16 protein-coding genes and 1 pseudogene are annotated in these 20028 nt (G+C 38.6%); 6 read left to right on the top strand and 11 right to left on the bottom strand.

From position 1 onward, the window contains the following. Positions 1–21 precede the first annotated feature (21 nt). The 4 genes from A0J48_RS21945 to A0J48_RS21930 all read right to left on the bottom strand — a co-directional run bounded on the left by A0J48_RS21945 (position 22) and on the right by A0J48_RS21930 (position 8507). Complete coding sequence (locus A0J48_RS21945) at positions 22–1521, bottom strand: Ig-like domain-containing domain (protein WP_200326711.1); 1500 nt, start codon at positions 1519–1521, stop codon at positions 22–24. A gap of 299 nt (positions 1522–1820) precedes the next feature. After that, positions 1821–5867, bottom strand: a complete 4047-nt coding sequence (locus A0J48_RS21940; protein WP_200326710.1) for a PAS domain S-box protein — start codon at positions 5865–5867, stop codon at positions 1821–1823. Positions 5868–5939: 72 nt separating this feature from the next. Beyond that, positions 5940–7823, bottom strand: coding sequence for a response regulator (locus tag A0J48_RS21935; protein ID WP_200326709.1), 1884 nt, complete (start codon positions 7821–7823; stop codon positions 5940–5942). A gap of 204 nt (positions 7824–8027) precedes the next feature. Beyond that, positions 8028–8507 carry a hypothetical protein gene (locus A0J48_RS21930; protein WP_200326708.1) on the bottom strand — a complete coding sequence of 160 codons (480 nt, stop codon included), beginning with the start codon at positions 8505–8507 and terminating at the stop codon, positions 8028–8030. 222 nt (positions 8508–8729) lie between these two features. Between A0J48_RS21930 and A0J48_RS21925 the strand changes: the two genes are divergently transcribed. From A0J48_RS21925 to A0J48_RS21910, 4 genes are all read left to right on the top strand, one after another. Further along, a complete protein-coding gene (locus A0J48_RS21925; RefSeq protein WP_200326707.1) occupies positions 8730–8915 on the top strand; it encodes a hypothetical protein in 186 nt (61 codons plus the stop codon). Then, on the top strand, positions 8912–10204 hold the full coding sequence (locus tag A0J48_RS21920; protein WP_267910328.1) for an MFS transporter: 1293 nt from the start codon (positions 8912–8914) through the stop codon (positions 10202–10204). Before A0J48_RS21925 ends, A0J48_RS21920 begins: the two co-directional genes overlap by 4 nt. Positions 10205–10306: 102 nt before the next feature. Beyond that, positions 10307–11278, top strand: a complete 972-nt coding sequence (locus A0J48_RS21915) for an N-acetylglucosamine kinase (protein ID WP_200326706.1) — start codon at positions 10307–10309, stop codon at positions 11276–11278. A 35-nt stretch (positions 11279–11313) separates the two neighbouring features. Further along, on the top strand, positions 11314–12333 hold the full coding sequence (locus A0J48_RS21910) for a tRNA-dihydrouridine synthase family protein (protein ID WP_200326705.1): 1020 nt from the start codon (positions 11314–11316) through the stop codon (positions 12331–12333). Positions 12334–12379: 46 nt separating this feature from the next. Here A0J48_RS21910 and A0J48_RS21905 read toward each other — a convergent pair. From A0J48_RS21905 to A0J48_RS21890, 4 genes and pseudogenes are all read right to left on the bottom strand, one after another. Continuing rightward, positions 12380–12586: pseudogene (locus A0J48_RS21905) on the bottom strand (hypothetical protein); the annotation flags it as partial. A gap of 231 nt (positions 12587–12817) precedes the next feature. Continuing rightward, positions 12818–15319, bottom strand: coding sequence for a U32 family peptidase (locus tag A0J48_RS21900; protein WP_200326704.1), 2502 nt, complete (start codon positions 15317–15319; stop codon positions 12818–12820). A 111-nt stretch (positions 15320–15430) separates the two neighbouring features. Continuing rightward, positions 15431–15982, bottom strand: a complete 552-nt coding sequence (locus tag A0J48_RS21895; RefSeq protein WP_234301089.1) for a hypothetical protein — start codon at positions 15980–15982, stop codon at positions 15431–15433. Between the two features lie 67 nt (positions 15983–16049). Further along, positions 16050–16346, bottom strand: coding sequence for a HEPN domain-containing protein (locus tag A0J48_RS21890; protein ID WP_200326703.1), 297 nt, complete (start codon positions 16344–16346; stop codon positions 16050–16052). Between A0J48_RS21890 and A0J48_RS27790 the strand changes: the two genes are divergently transcribed. Further along, positions 16307–16399, top strand: a complete 93-nt coding sequence (locus A0J48_RS27790) for a BsuBI/PstI family type II restriction endonuclease (protein WP_411841142.1) — start codon at positions 16307–16309, stop codon at positions 16397–16399. The genes A0J48_RS21890 and A0J48_RS27790 overlap by 40 nt on opposite strands. Positions 16400–16421: 22 nt before the next feature. Here the strand turns inward: A0J48_RS27790 and A0J48_RS21885 are convergent, their stop codons facing one another. Next, entirely contained in the window at positions 16422–17219 is a 798-nt protein-coding gene (locus A0J48_RS21885; RefSeq protein WP_200326702.1) for a Tab2/Atab2 family RNA-binding protein, read from the bottom strand. A 253-nt stretch (positions 17220–17472) separates the two neighbouring features. Here A0J48_RS21885 and A0J48_RS21880 point away from each other — a divergent pair, with 253 nt between their 5' ends. Further along, positions 17473–17700, top strand: a complete 228-nt coding sequence (locus A0J48_RS21880) for a hypothetical protein (protein ID WP_200326701.1) — start codon at positions 17473–17475, stop codon at positions 17698–17700. Positions 17701–17769: 69 nt separating this feature from the next. Here the strand turns inward: A0J48_RS21880 and fghA are convergent, their stop codons facing one another. Beyond that, complete coding sequence (fghA, locus tag A0J48_RS21875; protein ID WP_200326712.1) at positions 17770–18621, bottom strand: S-formylglutathione hydrolase; 852 nt, start codon at positions 18619–18621, stop codon at positions 17770–17772. A gap of 132 nt (positions 18622–18753) precedes the next feature. Further along, a complete protein-coding gene (locus A0J48_RS21870; RefSeq protein ID WP_200326700.1) occupies positions 18754–19863 on the bottom strand; it encodes an S-(hydroxymethyl)glutathione dehydrogenase/class III alcohol dehydrogenase in 1110 nt (369 codons plus the stop codon). Positions 19864–20028 lie beyond the last annotated feature (165 nt).

Genomic DNA, 20028 nt, shown 5'->3' with positions numbered 1-20028 from the left:
CCCCTGCCCCCTGCCCCCGTCTTACGGTAGCCAATGAGGATGAAACCCGACCAAGGGAAGTTGTTCTGGTTTGATTTCAATGTTTGCTGCGTCGGTGATGGGTAACAGAGGCATTAACCACAGGCTACTAGTAGCTATCGGTTCTCCATCATCGGTTTTTAGGGTGTTTGCCGGTAATGTGGTAGTGGTGTTATCTATGGGTACTACTTGATCAAACAAGATACCCAAACCATCGGGTGCTAAACTCATTTGCACATTTCTTTGGGCAGGAGGTAACATCAACAGCGGTTTTTGTTCCTCGGTTTTGAGGTTAATTGCTACTAAATAAGGCTGTTCTATATATTGTTCTTTTGATACTAGTTGGGTCAGTAAGCAGTACAGAGTAGGTGAGGCAGGATCAAAGTTGCAACCCATGATTGAACCTGTGGTTTTTAATAGTTGTTTCTGCACGCCTTGATTAGTAACAAGAAATAAATCTCGCGTATAATCAGTATTAAATTTGACCATTGCAGCTTGTGAACCATCCTTGGAGAAAGCTTGAACTAGGCCAAATTGGGGCAGAAAATCTAGGGGTTTGGTGGCATCACTTTGGAGTGATAAGATTGCTGTTCCTTGTCCTTGGGCAACGGCAACGGCTTTACTGTCTGGTGTAATGAGAAAGTCTCCGGGTGGTTGGGTTTGTAAACGTTTTGGGGTGGGTTGGTTTCCCGAACCGTCCTGAGTTATGGACAAATACCATAGCCCAAAGTCACCAGGATTATCTCTTTTGCCACGTTGAACAACTATTGTTTCTCCATCAGGAGATAGGTCAAATTTTAAGTTTTGATAGTCTTTATTATCTAAAATCAGGTCTAGTTTGCCCGGAGGTTCTGGTTGTTGGCCAGTTTTGCTAGAGATGCCTGTTGTGACTGTATATAGTTGGGCTGAAAGTATATCTGGATTTTTAGAAGAACGAGCCGATAACAATATTTTTTCCCCATCTGGAAATGGCTCGAAGTCCATAACAACCAAGTCTTTCGGGGTAAGAACCTTTTTTTGCTCTTGGGTTAAGTTATAGATGACTAACTTTCCTTGTTCTTGTTGATTAGCTCCTATGTAAAGCAAGGCGCGATTACGAGTGCTGAAGCTACCTGTAAAGGGTTGAATTAGCCTGTCTGTCTTTTCAGTTTGGGAAAATTTATCTTTAGCTCCCTGTAGAAAAACTTTATAATTTGTGCCGTAGGGTGCTGGTGTGAGCAGTGTGTAAACCATCCTTCGTCCTGCCCAACTGATTTTACCTGCTAGGGGTGGATCAATTTTGATGTTTTCCTCTACGCTTTTGGTGTCCATTGGACGACTAAAGGTAAGACTGAAGGAGATATCTTCAGCACCGATTTGTTGATTTTGCCAGGTAAAGTTACGAACAATGGGCTTAACTGCATCACCTTGCCAGATCACCAAGCCAATTAGTAGACTCAGCAGAAGCATGAGGGCGATCGCTACCCGATCTAATGGTTGAATGAATTTATAGGTTTTTGTCATAGGGAATAGGGAATAGGGAATAGGGAATAGGGAATAGGGAATAGGGAATAGGGAATAGGGAATAGGGAATAGGGAATAGGGAATAGGGAATAGGGAATAGGGAATAGGGAATAGGGAATAGGGAATCATAAAACCTTACCAATTAACAATTATTAATTACTCATCACCCATCAGTGTATCCGTGTTCAAAATCCGTGTGTGCCATTGGTCATTGCTCGGTGGCTTCTTACTTATTACCTATTTCCTAATATCACAACTACACTACGGTTAAACTGGAATTAGGCAAAATGTTGCCAGTTTTAACAAATTGGCAAAGTGAATAAAAATGTACTACCTAAACCAAGGGTGCTTTCAGCCCAGATTCTTCCACCATGTTGGGTAATGATACTACGACAGATAGCTAAACCCAAACCAGTACCACCTTTGCTACGAGAGTCGGAAGCATCTACTTGTTGGAATTTCTCAAAGATAGTTTCTAATTTGCCTGTGGGAATACCCATACCTTGATCTGTGACTTGAACTAAAACAAAATCTGGCTGTTGTTCCACACGAATAGTAATTGTGGAATTGAGAGGGGAAAATTTAATGGCATTTCCTAAAAGATTTGTCAGCGTTTGAATAATCCCATCTGCATCAACCCAGACTTGCGCTTCTATAGGGTAGATATTCACGTTAATAGATTGTTTTTGGGCAAGAGGTTCTACTAACATTACTGCTTGCTGAATCAATTCATGAATTTGACAGGTAGTTTTTTCTAAGATGAATTTACCAGATTCTAAGCGTTCGATATCAAGAATCTCATTAACTAGACGCACCAAGCGATCGCAGTCTATGCTGGCAATCTCAATCATCCGTTTAAACCTGTGCGGTTTTTGATCGTATATACCACTATTTAATAAGTCCAGTGCGGCTTGAATAGCAGTTAATGGGGTACGGAGTTCGTGACTAACAATACTAATAAATTCATTCTTCATTTCCGCAATTTTCTGCTGTTCCGTAATATCTTCTGCCAAACCAGCTAACCGGATGATTTCCCCTGTTTCATTTTTGATCGGAAACGCGCGATCGCTAATCCAACGGATAGAACCATCAGGACGGATAATGCGATATTTTTTATTGTACCGCCCTGTAATTGTCTGTTCTATTATTTCCATTTGCACGCGCTGACGGTCTTCTGGATGAATAGGATCTAACCAACTTCGAGGATTTTGATAGAGACTTTCACAACTCCTTTGCCAGAGGCTTTCATAAGCAGGACTGACATATAAAACTTTTTCATTTTTAGCATCTGCCATCCAAAATACGGCTTGGATATTTTCTGCTAACTGACGGAACTTTTCTTCACTCTCCCGTAAGGCATCGGCAATGCGTTTGCGTTCAGTGATATCTTGCTGTACGGCCACGAAAACATCACCATAGTCAGGATGATGGAATACAGAAGCCGTGGCACTACACCAAAATTCAGTTCCATCTTTTTTAACATTATGAACTTCATAGGTAACTTCACCCTGTTCTAAGATGGCAGACTTAATATTTAGATGTACATCTTTAGCCGTTACCGTATCATCGGCATAGTTGAGAATGGAAACGTGCTGACCATTGATTTCACAAGGTTTATAGCCAAACATCTGCTCAAATTTAGGATTGGCATAGACAATCACTCCGTTATCAGCTTTGACTAAGCAAATACCTTCCGCCATGTTACGGGTGATCACAGAATGGAAGTTGTAGAGGTCTTCAATTTCATGTACATACCTTTGTAAAGCTGCTTGCGTTTGTTTTTTGAGGGTGATGTCGTTGTTGATTTCTAAAATTTTGATTGGTTGACCAATGTTATCTGTTTGTAAAACCCACCGACTGGCTACAGTGATAGATTGAGCATCGTGGCGGAAATGGGTGAGTTCTCCTTCCCAATAACCTGTGGCTAACAATTGGTCTGCAATTTCTGTCAATGGTTGGGGAAATTGAGTTTGTAAGAGAGTATGGGAAATTTGCCCCAAGGCTTCAGCTTTAGTCCAGCCATACATTTTTTCTGCACCTTGATTCCAGAAGGTAATCACCCCGTTTAACTCACGGGTGATGATAGAGTCGTGTGCTAAATCTAGGAGTTGTACCTGTTCTGCCAAGATGCGTTGGTTTTGTTGCTGCTGAAACAGTGTTTCTAGCAGCAGGTCATTGGTTTTTTTCAATTCCTCGGTGCGCTGGGCTACCCGTTGCTCAAGTTCAGCATTCAGTTGTTGCAGTGCCAGTTGTGTCTGTTTGCGTTGGGTAATATTCTCTGCAAAAAAAATAAGACCACCAATTTCACCTGTAGCAGTGTACCAGGGGTGAACTTCCCAGCATAGCCACTGATCTCTCCCATCGGCTCGCACAAATAAATCTTCATCACATTTTTCGCTAGTCCCAGTCAAACACCGTTGATGAATCTGTCGCCATCTGGCGGGGATTTCGGGGAAAATTTCGTAGTGCGATCGCCCAATTAGGGATTCTACAGAATCGAGATTATAGTCGTCTACCCATCTTTGGCTGGCCATCACATAGCGCATATCTTTGTCAAACATGGCAATACCAGCAGGTGCATACTTGGCAAATAAGCGTAAGATAGCTTTTCTTTCCTGCAAACTTTGTTCTGCTTGCTTGCGTTCTGTAATCTCTTCACACAAGGCACTAATACCAATGATGTGTGATCCAGCTTTTAAGGGTAAATAACTGGTTACACAAGTACGTTGCACACCTGGTTGAGCCGGATTTTCCCCACTCATTTCTAGGTTGAGCAGGGGATTCCCTGTGGACAAAACCGAGAGTAAATGTCCTTCGATGGGATCTGCCAAATCTGGTAGTAAGTCCCGAATTGTCCGACCAATATGGGATTCTATAGAAAAGCCATTAATTTCCGCTAGACGCTGGTTAATGTGGACAAACTTCAGGTTAGTGTCTAAAACACCCAACCCCACAGGAGCAGATTGGTAGATATTTTCAATTTCTGCTAATTGACGCTCAAGCTGGCTTTGACTTACCCGGAGAGATACTTCTGCTTGTTGGCGTTCTCTGAGTTCAGTCTGTAGCTGTACAACTAGAACTGCTTGCTGGATAGCAATACTTACCTGTTCTCCCACCTGTTGTAACAAAGTAATTTCTGAAGATTGCCACTCACGGGAAGCTGTACAGTGATGAGCAGCCAATAAACCCCATAATTCATCATTGAGGAGAATTGGAACTACCAGATTAGCTCTAACTTGGAGACTGGCCAGGAATTCGATATGACAAGGGTTAATACCAGCATCATAAATATCAGCTTTGGCAGTAACAAAGCCTTGTTTAAAACGTGCAATGTTTTCTTCCCCAATGCAGGGGTCGTAAATCTGAAGTGGGAAAATTGCCATCCATTCTGATGCGACAGACTCAACGACAGTTGTTCCACCCCAACCAGGATCAAATTTGAAGACAATCACGCGATCGCATCCCAAAAATTGTCTCACTTCTTCAACTGTAGTTTGGAGAATATCTTCTAAATTCAGGGACTGTCGAATCTGTTGGGTCATTTTCATGACTAAGGCTTGTTGCTCCAATTGCTGTTGGAGTAAGCCTTGTGTTTGTTTACGGTCATCAATGGCCATCGCAGTTCCTGTCATGTGGACAGGTTCACCGACTGAGTTATAAATTCCGCGTCCCCGTCCCTCCATCCAGTGAATGCTACCATCTGGCCAAACTACCCGAAATTCGCAATGAAACGCACTATGAGTTGCTAGTGCCTGTTGTACTGCTTGGTTGACTAACGAGATATCTTCAGGATGTACGCAAGCTGCAAATGTTTCATGCTTACCATCAAAGCTACCAGGAGCGAAACCAAATAACTGTTCATGTTCTGGCGACCAGATGATTTTTCCCGTCACCAGATTCCAGTCCCATATTCCCATCTGTGCGGCTGCTAAAGCCATCCGCAATTGTTCAGCGTTTGCTTGAGCGATTTGCTGGTGCAGTTTGCGAATTTTTTTTTGGCTATTGGTCAAATTGCTAGTTAACCAGTTAATGATGAAAGCAACAGTCACAAACAGCCCTAGCCGTAATAGATGATCTCGTGGAGAGATGTAAATGACATATTGAGATTGTGGGGGCGACAAGAAAAAAATAATTGATAATATGATGAGAACGATGCTCACAAGTCCTGCACGAAAACCACCATACCAGCTAGTAACAATGAGAGCTATGCAAAAGAAAATACCTATAGTTTGAAATATCAGTGGTTTTAACCAAAGTGACAGTAACAAAGCTGCGATTGTCGAGCCAATAGCAACGAGATATGGTAGCGATTTTAAATACAGTTTCTTAATTAGTTCAATAGTCATGACAGGTGACAGGTGACAGGTGACAGGTGACAGTTTCAGCTATCTGAGGCTTTAGGCAGAGTGTCAATAAACCTAATTGAAGATGATCTGATTTGTCGTGTATCTTCTTCTTTGAATCAAATTGAAAATGCGTGTAACTAATTCGGTTTCTACTATTGGTTTGGTGATAAAATCATCTGCTCCACTAGCAAAGGCTTGTTGCAGAGATACGGTATCATTATGAACCGTGACGATAGAAACAGGTAAATTGCCTCTTTGAGCATCTTGCCGCACTACTCGACACAACTCTAATCCATTAACTACAGGCATTTCTAAATCGAGCATGACTAAATCTGGTGATGTTGCTGTTAATACTTGCCAAAAATCCTGGGGTTGGGAAAGAGTGATCACATTCAGTCCGCAAGGAGTCAGTAAAGCAGATAATCCTGCCAGCATTACCGGGTCATCATCCACTATCAAAACTTTGGCTGCTAAAGGCTGGGCTGGAGATAAAATGCGAGTTAATGCTTGAAATATTTGTTCATTTGTTGCAGGTTTGTGTAAAAATTGCCGTGCGCCCAAACGTGACACCATTAATCGGTCAGCCAGGCTATCCCGGACTGTAAACACAATAATTGGTAATTCAGAGGTACGTTCTAACAATTCCTGTAGCAGAGTGATTCCATCTTCTTCTGTATCTGGAAAGTTCAAATCTAATAAAACAGCATCAGGAGTTGCCAAGGACAGAAAATCACGGGCAGTTGCTAAATTAGGAGCAATTGTCATTTCCATTCCCCAAGCTTCTGCTTGAATCTGCAAGGCTGTGGTTAATATTGTATCGTCATCAATTACTAATACATGATGTTTTCGGACTAGGGATTGACGTTGGGTAGTATTAATTACTCGTGGCTTTGTTAGTTCTTGTCGTAATGCTGTTACTATTTGGCAAAACCGAGTAATTTCTGTATCTGTCAGTGTGCTATTTTGAATTAGTAAATGTTCTAATGCTCGTGCCAGTCTAGAACCTTTGGGATAGCCAAAGGTTTCCATAGAACCAGCGAGTTTATGAGCCTCTTTCTTGGCGGTTTGCTGTAATTCTGCCTGCCAATTACCTGCTAAAAGCTCAGTTTTTGCTTGTTCCAGAATTTCTACTTGTTCACTAAAAGAATTCTGAAATTGTTCTAATACTTGATAAACAGAAGTTAAATTTTGGAACCTGGGTTTATTAGTGACTGGGTAATTCAATTTCTCTGTTTCTGGTAGTTTCGCTAATTTATCCCACTGTTGAGCAGCCGGTTCATTGGGGGATAGTTTTAAGCGATAGCCAATACCATAGACTGTTTCCAGAATGTCTTCTGCTAGTCCTCCGGTTTTCAGTTTCTTGCGTAAGTCTTTAATATGTGTAGTTACTGCTTTTTCGCCTGGTGCATCATCAAATCCCCAAAGTCGGTCTAATATGACTTTGCGGCTAAAAAGACGATTAGGGTGCTGTAAAAATAATTCTAGTAGATTGTATTCTCTAGGTGTGAGTGCAATTATCTGGTCGAGATAAGTTACTTTGCCGGAGATTTGATCTAAACACAAATTTCCCCAGGTTAACTTAGATGTAGAAAACTCTATACTCCGTCGTAATAAAGAGCGAATTGTTGCCAGCAGTGCTTCTTCGTTGTATGGCTTAGTTATGTAATCATCCGCACCAGCATCTAAGCCAGCAACAATATCTGCATAGCGATTTTTGACAGTGAGCAATAAAATCGGTTTAGTGTACCCTAGCGATCGCAGTTGGCGACACAGGCTGATACCATCCAGTTGAGGCATCAGCCAGTCTAATAAAATTAAGTCATATTTAACTACTATTGCCAGCGTTAAACCTGTTTGACCATTAGTTGCTAAGTCAACCGAGTAATTATTTTCCGTTAGCAATTGTGCTAGTTTCTTACTCAGTAATGTGTCATCCTCTACTAATAAAATTCTCATACCGGGTATTCTATAGTATTACCAACCCAAGTTGCTAGTTATTGGTACTTAGGCAAAAAACACCGTTGACACTCCCCGGTCTAAAGACACGGGGATTCTACATTCATCGTCAAAACTTGCTCAACCAGGTTTGCACCAAGTAGAGTAGAGGCTTCAACTCCTGTAGCGTTACTTTGGGGATGCCCTCCCCTAGCTTGATAATAATTAGGTGACTAATTGATAGTAACGTAAACAATCATCTGGTAAAAGACGCAAGATAAAATCTCTTTCCGTATTCCAATTAGAAATATGTTCTTCCTGATTAAGTGTAACCAAATGAATACACTGAAAGCGATGTTTTGTGATTAACTCCTGATTTTCTATTAATTTACATTTGACTTGATACACTACTGTTTTTCCTTTCTTTAATTTCTCGCTAATTTCTATGTCTGATGTTTGATGATATTTTAATTTTGCTGCCAGGTCTTTAATTTTTAATTCTGCTAAAGATTTTTGCTCAAATTCTTCTTTTTCTAACTTGACTAGCTGTTTATTAGTTTTCAGAAACTCTTTTGAGATTTTTTGGGTTAATTTCTTGAAGTCTGATTTTTTTCTTTCTGTGCTTTCAATTAATAACCATCTTTGCTCTATTCCCCCATAAGTAAGATACTTTTTCTTCTCGATAGCTATATCCTTTGATTTCACAGGCTTTCATCTATTATTCCTAAGTGATCTAAGTTTTTACTTTCAAATTCTTCTTTTTGGGTATTCATATTTTTGGCTATTTTTATTTAATTCAGAATCATTTTCTCATTTTTTCTCCTGAATTTATTGTCAATACCTTATTAATTTCAATTTGTCGGCAATTTTTATACTACTGCCTATATTTGTTACTAAATTAATCACGTATTTATATTTACACCTTTTTTGCTACTTATTACACAACATTTTGTATTACAACATGAAGTGCGACTAGTGGGATCTATTCCCTCTTTACAGCAGCTTCCAGATCAATTAGTTACAGAATCTAGCTTTAAAGCCAGACAACAAGCCAGTTTTACTCCTGACTCCTGCTGTAACTCCTGTGCATATCATGGGGACTATTTATTTTGAAAATCAAACCTATCACAAATAAAACTACATCTCTTTCCCCTTGGCTTTATATACCCACCCTTTATTTTGCGGAAGGGATACCCTACATGATTATTAATGCAGTATCTGTCATTTTCTACAAGAAACTGGGAATAGACAATACTCAAATTGCTTTTTGGACAAGTCTAATCAGTTTTCCCTGGATTTTGAAAATGTTTTGGTCGCCTTTTGTGGATATTTACTCAACGAAAAGAAAATGGTTGCTGACAATGCAAATGATTATGTTTTTTTGTTTGAGTTTTTTATCTATATCTTTTCATCTTCCCAATTTTTTCTTTATATCTCTAGGAATATTAACCATTTCGGCATTTATTTCTGCTACTTATGATATTGCCACAGATGGCTTTTATATGCTGGCTTTACACCCAGAACAACAAGCTTTGTTTGTGGGGATTCGCTCATTGTTTTATAGATTCGCAATTTTATTTAGTACAGGCTTTTTAGTATTTTTAGCAGGTTATCTAGAAGAATCAACTCAGAATATTCCTTTAAGTTGGAGTATTGTCATCGGTGTAGCTGCTGTCATCTTTGCATTTTTATTTGTTTTTCATCTAGTCATTTTACCAACACCAGAATCAAATAATAACTACCAGGAATCAAATCGGGAATCAAATATAACTAATATACCTTTTGTTAAGATTATTGTTTCCTATTTTAAGCAACCCCAAATAGCCATAATCTTAGCCTTTATTTTGCTTTACAGATTTGGTGAGGCAATGTTACTTAAAATAGCTTCTTTATTTTTATTAGATAAACCAGAACTAGGAGGTTTAGGTTTATCTACTCAAGATTTTGGTTTAGTCTATGGTACTTTTGGGGTAATATCTTTGATATGTGGCGGAATTTTAGGAGGTCTATTAATTGCTAAATATGGGTTAAAAAATTGTTTATTACCGATGGCTTTAGCATTAAATTTACCGAACGTTTTTTATATCTATATGGCTTATGTTAAACCAGAACTCAAATTTGTTTATCCTCTAGTTTCTTTAGAACAATTTGGTTATGGTGTAGGATTTACAGCTTTTACAGTCTATTTAATGTATATTTGTAAAGGGGAACATAAAACTTCCCATTTTGCCATATCTACTGGTTTAATGGCTTTAGGTTTGATGATACCAGGAGCAATTAGTGGACAAATTCAACAATCATTAGGATATCCATTATTCTTTATCTTGGTTTGTTTGGCAACTATTCCGGGGATGTTAACTATATTTTTTATTCCTTTACCTTCAGAACCGGAAAATAAATAAACATTCACCATTCAGCTTTCAGTTTCACGAAAATATAGTCGGTTTTAACCGACTTCAGCTATAAGACAGGGAATTTATTCTCTGTATAAATAGGAGTTTTATATGAATTGTATTTTAGGTGTTGATGGCGGTGGTAGCAAAACTATTTGTATCATTATGGATGATGCTGGTAAGATTCTAGGAAGAGGTAAAGCAGGTGCATCTAATTATCAAAGTATAGGTATAGCAGCAGCACAAAAACAAATTCAATCTGCCATTAATCAAGCAACAATTACAGCTTTAAATCACACAAATACTATTAATATCATAGAAATTTGTATGGGGTTGGCAGGTGTTAGTCGTCCAGAGGTTATGAAAGTAGTAAAAGATATAGTTAGTCAATTGCAAAATAGCAAAGATATCCTACCAATTACCTGGGAATTCCAACCATCTCATATTGTTATTTGTCATGATGCTTTAATTGCTTTAATGGGAGGTATTGGTAATGCTGTGGGTATTGTGGTAGCTGCGGGAACTGGTTCTATTATTTTTGGCAGAAATCATCAAGGAGAAACTAAACGTGTTGGTGGTTTGGGTTATATTTTAGGAGATGAAGGTAGCGGCTATAAAATAGCTGTAGCTGGGATGCAAGCGGCTTTAAAAGCTTATGATGGAAGAGGTAAATCAACAATTTTATTAGATAATTTTCAGCAATATCTACAAATAGAAAACATAGAAAAATTAATAGAAATAATATATCGAAAAGGATGGGGTGTAAAAGAAATAGCAGCTTTAGCGCCAATTGTTGATCAAGCAGCTAGTGAAGGTGATAAAATTGCTAATAGGATTATTGATGAAGCTGTTAGAGAATTAGTCATAGCTACTGCTACAGTTATTGATCAGATTTTTGATTCTAATCAGGTTGTGGAAATTGTGACTACAGGTAGTATTTGGTTGGGAAAATGTGGGTTACGGGAAAGATTTGTTAACTTTATGATTCATAAGTATCCTTTGGTAAATATAATTTATCCCCGTCATGAACCAGCTTATGGGGCGGGGTTATTGGCGTTAAAGGCTTTAGCTGGTAATTGGTAGTTAAGGATTCACTTCATTAAATTCTCTTCATCTCTATGTCCCAGATATCACTCCCCCAGTCACTTCAGAAAGACCTACCCTTCACCGCTCTTGCACCAATGCAGGATGTAACAAATCTCTGGTTTATGAAGGTCATTGCCCACTACGGTAGTCCTGACTACTTTTTCACCGAGTATTTCCGCGTCAATGATACCTCACGGCTCAATCGTCACATTCTGGCAGCAATAACGGAAAACGATACCGGTCGCCCCGTTTTTGCTCAAATGATTGGTGAAAGCATTCCCGACTTAGTAAGAACAGCCAAGGAACTCTGCAAATATAATATCGCGGGAGTAGATTTAAACATGGGCTGTCCAGCACCTCGAATTTATCGTAAAAATGTTGGCGGTGGATTGCTGCGAGAACCGGAAAAGGTAGAGCAGATTTTGGGAGAATTGCGTGCTGCGGTGAATGATAAACCTTTAACTGTGAAGATGCGCGTAGGCTTTGAAAATACAGATAACTTTTATGAAATTCTCGATCTAATCAATCGTCATAATATTGATTTGCTAAGTTTGCACGGTCGCACGGTGAAAGATATGTACCACGGGGAAGTTAAATATGATTTGATTGCGGAAGCGGTGAGACGGGTTGATTGTCCAGTGTTGGCTAATGGCAATATCAACTCGGCGAAAACCGCCCTGGAAGTGCTTTCTCAAACGGGCGCGGCGGGAGTGATGGTGGGACGTTGGGCGATTGGGAATCCTTGGCTGTTTAATCAAATTCGCCAAGCTTTGCGAGGAGAGGAGATTATACCTGTTCCTTTAGCAGAGGTACGCAACTATATTGATCGTTTATGGCAAACTCCCACAGCGTCAACTATACCAGAGCGATCGCGGTTAGCCTACCTGAAAATGTTCCTGAACTACATTGCTTTGAGTGTTGACACTGAAGGTCATTTTCTGCGGCTGATGCGACGAGCGCAAACTGAGGTAGAAATGTTTAATTTGTGCGATCGCTTTCTCCTTGCGGATCGGACGAAAACTTTAGCCCTAGCACCTTCTTTGAGCGTATAGCTATAGCTTGTAAATTGGCGTAAATAGAAGGTTCGTGCAACCAGCTTTCCAAAAGTGCATTAATCAACATTGATTTACCAGCACTAAAAGCACCTGCAAACACAATTTCAAATCTGGGAGAAATGGCTTTATCTAAAGATATCTGCACAGATGTAATATCTTGAGAACGCAAAGCGGGTTCTTGGTGTAGAAGTTGCAGGATAGTCTCAAGTTGTACGGGTAATTTCTGACATTGGGGCGCTAAGTTTGACATAGTTAAGTAGTAAATAGTATTTATGGGTATTGTAGTATTATATATTGTGATTATTGGTAATAGTAAAGTAAATATCCTTAGCAGATATAATGTGACGAACTACTTCAGACACAGATGACACAGAGGAAAAATGTTAAGTGATTAAAAAGTAATTAAAGAGTAATTAAAAACCCACGAAAGTGGGTTTTGTCTGTGTAGATGTGATTTATAATCGCTGAAATTCAATTATTGTTAATATTGATTACCTAATGCACCACGGGTAACACCTAATTGATTTTGCAACTTTAATGTTTTCCAAAGTTCAAAACCTGTTATTTCTCCTTGCAGCAGTTGTTGATAAGAATGTATGGTTTTAGTTACTTGTTCTGGTGTTTCATTGAGAAATTCAATTCTCAAATGTTGTAAACCCAAACTAATTAATCTCTGCACATATTCCGCACCAGTTTGTGCCGTACCGTTATATACTGTATTTCGACATCCTGCGTCTGCTTTGAGGATGTGTTCACTACCAACTCTGTCTCTGATTTTTACTTCTTGTTTTTCGCAAGGTCTACCACAATTTGTATAGTCTGTTCCTTCCGATAGGAAAGCACAAAAAACGCAATGTTCCATGTGAAACATGGGTATATATTGATGTATTGTGACTTCAAAATATTGAGGTGGGTAGGTGGTAATTAAATCTTCAAGTTGGTTAATATTTAAATCATAGGATGCTGTTAAACGTTCTAAATTAAAGCGTTGTTGCAAATAGTCTGCGGTTAAAGGGTTAGCAATATTTAAGGAAAAGTCACCAATACATCTTTCACCTGTAAAATATTCTAATTGGTCGTAATTTCTGATTAAATAACCATCAGCTTCAGCATCTTTAACTTGTTTTAAAATCCAGCTTTCACCAGATTTTGTTATGCGAGGTGGTGCTACAAAAATACTTGCCGATTTTTGTGCTTCTCTAAATTCTCTAAATATTCTTACTGCTTCTCGGTAGTTGCGAGGGTCTTCAAATTCACAATATACAGTTTTGATATCTGTAGTTAAGACAGCTTTTAATTGTTTGATATTTCTGACTAAAACAATCAGAGAAGGAAAAGTAGGAACAGGTGAAGATTCAATTATAATTAAATTTTGCCATTTTGCATGATGATTTAATTGCCAATTTTTGGGTTTAGTTCTTAACTTTTCTAATTTGGTGACAATTTCCCGCCGCATTTTATTTAATTCGCTAACGGGTAACATTGCATGACATTTGATGTTATTGGTGAGAGTTCCTAAACAAAATGCTGTGTTACCTAAACGACCTAATTGTTCTTGTAGTTTTTCTGTAGTCAGGGGTTTAGTATGTGCTTCAACCAGTAATATTTCAGATTCTACCTTAACTATATTACCAATTTCATCACGAGCAACCACTATTAATTTCTCTCCGATTTCCCCATACACTTCTATATTAATAGGTCTGGTAAATTGGGGATATTCTCCATCATAACTTTGACGAATTTGTTTATCTAATTCTGGGTCACTTGTTTTCCAAACTTTATTTCCTCTATGGATTTTCAGAAAATTCAAATCATCTCTACCAAACGTTAAAATTACCTCGTTTCCTGTTTCCACAACCCCATATATCCTTCCTCCTTCTTCTCGCATTTCTGGATGTCCACTGTCAAACACCACACCATCCCCAGGTTTAACAGGTGCTGCTAATTTCACTGTTATTTGTTCATTTCTAACGCGGGTAACTTCTCCTAAATAAACACCGCGTTTTTTTCCGAAGTTTGCATGAACTAATTCTTGGTTATTTATCCCCTCAAACCAACCTGTATAAAGTCCGCGAGAAAATGCCATTTCTAAATTATATTGGTCTTTTTTCCAATTAGATGATTTTTGTAAAGAAGTTGCATGGGCTATTTTATCTAATGCTTTACGATAAACTTGAGTGACATTAGCAACATATTCTGGGGCTTTTAATCTTCCTTCAATTTTTAAAGATGTCACCCCAGATTTAACCAACTCCGGTAAAACTTCTAAACCTGCTAAATCTTGAGGACTGAGTAAATATTTACGATTACCTAAATCAACAACTTCGCCATCTGCAATTAAATCATAAGGCATTCTACAAGCTTGAGCGCATTCACCTCTATTTGCTGAACGTCCTCCTAATGCTTCGCTGGTTAAACATTGTCCAGAATATGCGACACACAAAGCACCATGAACGAAAACTTCTAAAGGTAGGGAAGTATTTTTTTGAGATATTTGTTGTTGAATTTTATTAATTTCTTTAATAGAACATTCTCGTGCTAAAACTACTAATTGACATCCCAAAGATTTAGCAAATTCTACCCCCGCAGCACTGGTAATAGTCATCTGAGTAGAAGCGTGAATGGGAAAGTCTGGAGAAAGATGACGAATGAGACGACAAATACCAATATCTTGCACAATTACAGCATCAACACCAGCAGAAATGATCGTTTTGAGGTATTGCTGTGCTTGGGTTAGTTCCTGGGGAAAAATCAGGGTATTCAGAGTGATGTAACCTTTGACTCCCCGCAGATGCAGAAACTCCATTAATTCTGGTAAATCTTCTTCAGTAAAATTTTCAGCCCGCATTCTCGCATTAAACTTGTCTAAACCAAAATAAATTGCATCTGCACCATTTTCTACTGCTGCTTCTGCACATTCCCAGTTACCCGCAGGTGCTAGGAGTTCGGGGAGTTGGATTTTTGGTGTGGTGGTGCTTGTCATTTTGGTTAGTCGGGTTTACGTCAGCTTATAGATTGTATCTAAGTTGGTGGGGGGTTGGGGGAAGGTTAATATCCCCAACGTATTTTTTCATTATTACCACCAAAAAACATCTTATTTTTTATATACCTTGATAATGGGGGTGACTTTGGGATTTTGCGGGTTACTCAGGTTTAATCTATAGGTAGTTCTCAAAAAATCTTCGTTTTTATTTCCTTTAACTGTCACTATATAATGGTTTTGTTGAGATGTGTCTCGATCAACTTTTTCAATCAATTTATTTTGCAAAATTTCCGCATTTATCAATCTTTTAGGTAAATGCTTATTCACAATTCCTAGACAAAATACCCCTGTATGATCAGGAAATCTGTATACTTGCAAGTAGTATTTTTGATTATTGAATTTAAAGTCTTTGGTTAACCAAATATATCCTCTATTTTGGGGAGTTAGTTTTTTGAAATTTTCGTTTGTTCTCTCATTAAGACCACAATTTCTATCCATAATTGGTTCACCAGATATTACAGGTTTTGATAAGATTCCTATAAATATAGAACACAAAGTTAAGCTTGCTAAGTTCCCAGATATAAATTTTGACAGTTTGAACATCAATAACTCCTTTGAGGATTGTATGTAAATTGAGACTTTTTTCCCCTGGAAAAGTTTCATCTACCAAACTTTTTTCATAGGTTGTTGTAATGGTTAAATAAGAAGTCGGGGATCTGGTTTGAATACCCTACAACATTTGATGAATACTCTCAACGACTTGTTCAATAAAGTCTACTGTATCACCAACCATTAATTCATCTATATTCCAGCGATTACCTAAACCTAATGTGGGATCTATATCTGCTTCATGAGCTATTTTATTTCTGCGATACACGATAGAATTTAACTGTTGCTTCACATCTTTATCTGTTCTACTTATTTTCTTAGCTACTTCATCCCATAACGGCTGATTTGATATATACCTAATTCCATCAGCAATCAGAAATTTCTTGGGAAACTGATGTATGGGTAGCGGAAGATGCAACTCATTTGATTCACTTCAATGGTGAACATCTTTTGCAACCTTATCAGGTATAGATATATTAGGAAGTGACATTTTTCAATCTTCCCCTCCCAACAACCAAAAACCACTGTAAGTCATCCCCGAATCATCAGGTTGCACCAATAAGAAATGCAATCCTTTACTTACCTGTTTTCGCTGTGCATATACCTTAGCTGCTGCTGCAACCTCTTCATCTTCAAAAGTCGCCAAAATCCATCTATCTGCTAAACCAGCTTCTAAAATTAACCCATCTGGCGCACCTGCAATATAATTTAAATTCACAGGATTTGCTTCCTGTAACCATCTTGCCAAACGCATAGATTGCCTTCCACCATAAATTACCACACCGGGAATAGGAACTGTTGATGCTAAACCCAAATTAATCGGTTGCAGAAATTCTGGTATTTGCAAAACAGGAATTGGACGGTCTGTAAATTCATCCACAATATCACCAGCGGGAATATTTGCAAAACGCCACTCTTCTCCCCAGAGATTTTCTGGTAATGGTTCTGGTGGTAATTTTTCAACTACTACAGGATATTCCTTTTCTTGCAACCATTGTTTTAACGCCAAAGTGCGACGGGTAGGTTCAATATTAATACCTAAATTATTCGCAGCAGCGGTCATTAAACTCAAAGATTGAGGTCTAAATACCTGAATTATATCCGGTAAAATTTCTGCACCCGCTAACTTAAACTGTTCCGTCAACCAATTGGAATTTGCCTGTGACTGGGGACAGGTAGCGACATATTCTAATTTACGAGTCGGATCACAAATTAATAACTCCCATAATACTTGCCCTGCTTCATCCCGTAACGGACTACGATAAAAATCAGCTTGCCAAATTAGACTCATTATTAACTCTGCGCCTCTGTAGTTTAACTCAATTTTTAGCATAAAATAGGGTAATTTTACTCAGATAAAATAATTTAATTTCCTAACTCGCATATAAATATGGAACTTTTGCCTATTTCTGAAAGTATTATTTTCCTGAAAAATAAACAATACTTAAGGTAGATAAATAAATATTTTATAACCAGATGATAGATAGATAAATTGACGGTGATTAACTTGTTATAATGGTGTTCATATTAATTGGAATACATTCATGAGCGCCAAAGAAAAAAAAACACATAAACAGCAACAATCTAAGCAGCAAGCGAATCATCAAGAGAATACACCAGCAACTGCTGGTGGTTATCAAACTCCCTTACAAGAGGACATTCGCAAAACTGGAGATACTGAAAAAAGTGATGCCAGGGAGACTGCTACACCTGAAGCCCCTGGTGAAGATAAAGTAGCTGGTAGTCCTAATCAGGGTAATCCATCACGTTAATAATTCCCGCAGATGTTATGGGGTGGGTATTACCCACCCGACGAGAAAATCCTATTTTCAATTATTAAATCAATCCATTAATCCCAAATATTGGGCATGGTGACGAATGTGGTCAGCAATGAAAGTAGAAATAAAATAATAACTGTGATCGTAACCTGGTTGATAGCGTAAGTTGAGAGGCTGATTTACTTTTGTACAAGCTTGTTCAAACACATTAGTTAATAATTGATCAGTTAAAAATTGATCAGCCGTTCCTTGATCAATGAGAATTGTACTGTGATATCCTACTTCTTGCACTAATTGACTAGCATCATAGGCACGCCAAGTTTCTTGATTATCTCCCAGATAAAGATTAAATGCTTTTTGACCCCAGGCGCATTTTATAGGTGCAACAATAGGTGCAAAGGCAGATACTGATTTGTATAGTTGTGGATTTCTCATGGCACAAACTAGCGCCCCATGCCCTCCCATCGAGTGACCAAAAATGCTTTGTTGATCTGGTTGAGTGGGAAAATTACTGTTAATTAAATCAGGTAATTCTCGGACAATATAACTATACATTTGATAGTGCGATCGCCAAGGTGCTTCTGTCGCATCTACATAGAATCCCGCACCTGTTCCTACATCCCATTGATCATCTTCACCTACAATCCCAGTATTACGCGGACTTGTATCTGGTGCAACTAGCATTAAACCATATTTAGCAGCCCACTGTTGCGCCCCTGCTTTAATCATAAAATTATCTTCTCTACAAGTTAAACCAGAAAGAAAATAAAGGACTGGTACAGGTTTTTGTGCGGCTTGCGGTGGTTGATAAACTGCAAAACGCATTTCACTGTTACAGGTAGTAGAGAAATGTGAATAAAAGCCGAGTTTACCATTAAAGCATTGATATTCCGATAGCAGGTTAATATTTGTCATGTAGTCAATCCCTTCTGGGAATTCAAGATTCAAAGTTCAAGATTCAAAGTTCAAGATTCAAAGTTCAAAAGCGCCGAGTAAACAGAGAACATAAAAAAGATTAACTGAACTTTAGGGAATTATTCTTGACTATTAAAATGTCACCACACTCCGAATTGATTCCCCTCTGTGCATTAAATCAAACGCATTATTAATTTGCTCAATGGGCATTACATGAGTAATTAAATCATCAATATTTATCTTCCCATCCATATACCAATCAACAATTTTCGGCACATCTGTACGCCCTCTTGCACCACCAAAAGCTGAACCTTTCCAAACTCTACCAGTAACTAATTGAAATGGCCGAGTGCTAATTTCTTGCCCTGCACCTGCCACACCAATAATGACACTCACACCCCAACCTTTATGACAACATTCTAAAGCCTGACGCATGACATTGACATTGCCAATACATTCAAAAGAATAATCAGCACCACCTTTCGTTAAATCAACCAAATATGGAACTAAATCCCCTTCCAGTTCATTGGGATTAACAAAATGTGTCATGCCAAATTTTTCAGCTAAAGCTCGTTTTTGAGGATTAATATCAACTCCCACAATCATATTTGCACCTACCATTTTCGCCCCTTGGATGACATTTAAACCAATCCCACCCAAACCGAAAACTACTACATTTGCTCCCGCTTCGACTTTAGCAGTATAGATAACCGCACCAATACCCGTTGTTACACCACAACCAATGTAACAAACTTTATCAAACGGCGCATCTTCACGAATTTTCGCCACAGCTATTTCTGGCAACACCGTATAATTAGCGAAAGTAGAAGTTCCCATGTAATGATGTATCATGTTGCCCTCGATACTAAAACGACTAGTACCATTAGGCATTAAACCCCTGCCTTGAGTAGCCCGAATCGCTTGACAAAGATTCGTTTTAAAGCTCAAACAATATTCACATTGACGACATTCAGGTGTGTATAAAGGAATGACATGATCACCAGGTTTAACGCTTTTGACATCAGCCCCTACTTCCACAACCACACCAGCACCCTCATGTCCCAAAATTGCCGGAAATAAACCTTCAGGGTCAACACCAGAAAGGGTGTAAGCATCGGTATGACACACTCCGCTGGCTTTAATCTCAACTAACACTTCCCCAGCTTGTGGACCCTCAAGTTCTACCGTTTCGATAGTTAATGGCTGACCTGCACTGTAAGCTACTGCTGCTTTAACTTGCAAAATAAATTCCTCCAGATATCAATTCATCCATGAGTTTAGTGACGTACCCATCGCCTCCCTTCGGGTAGGCGAGGGCTTCTCAGAGACTCCTCTATGAGGACATTATCTGAGCTTTTAGATCGTGCGTCCCACGATTCTTGATGTTGATAGCGGCGTTCAAATCTC

The sequence above is a fragment of the Sphaerospermopsis aphanizomenoides BCCUSP55 genome, assembly GCF_001586785.1.
GTDB classification, from domain to species: domain Bacteria; phylum Cyanobacteriota; class Cyanobacteriia; order Cyanobacteriales; family Nostocaceae; genus Sphaerospermopsis_A; species Sphaerospermopsis_A aphanizomenoides_A.
Note: the sequence above shows the minus strand (reverse complement) of the source record. Positions and strands in the feature narration are given on the sequence as shown.

Bases quoted from the DNA above. Each gene is read 5' to 3' on its own strand.
- A0J48_RS21940 (WP_200326710.1), bottom strand. From the start codon at position 5,867: ATGACTATTGAACTAATTAAGAAACTGTATTTAAAATCGCTACCATAT.
- A0J48_RS21910 (WP_200326705.1), top strand. From the start codon at position 11,314: ATGTCCCAGATATCACTCCCCCAGTCACTTCAGAAAGACCTACCCTTC.
- A0J48_RS21915 (WP_200326706.1), top strand. From the start codon at position 10,307: ATGAATTGTATTTTAGGTGTTGATGGCGGTGGTAGCAAAACTATTTGT.
- A0J48_RS21880 (WP_200326701.1), top strand. From the start codon at position 17,473: ATGAGCGCCAAAGAAAAAAAAACACATAAACAGCAACAATCTAAGCAG.
- A0J48_RS21900 (WP_200326704.1), bottom strand. From the start codon at position 15,319: ATGACAAGCACCACCACACCAAAAATCCAACTCCCCGAACTCCTAGCA.
- A0J48_RS21885 (WP_200326702.1), bottom strand. From the start codon at position 17,219: ATGAGTCTAATTTGGCAAGCTGATTTTTATCGTAGTCCGTTACGGGAT.
- A0J48_RS21945 (WP_200326711.1), bottom strand. From the start codon at position 1,521: ATGACAAAAACCTATAAATTCATTCAACCATTAGATCGGGTAGCGATC.
- fghA (WP_200326712.1), bottom strand. From the start codon at position 18,621: ATGACAAATATTAACCTGCTATCGGAATATCAATGCTTTAATGGTAAA.
- A0J48_RS21895 (WP_234301089.1), bottom strand. From the start codon at position 15,982: ATGAAACTTTTCCAGGGGAAAAAAGTCTCAATTTACATACAATCCTCA.
- A0J48_RS21935 (WP_200326709.1), bottom strand. From the start codon at position 7,823: ATGAGAATTTTATTAGTAGAGGATGACACATTACTGAGTAAGAAACTA.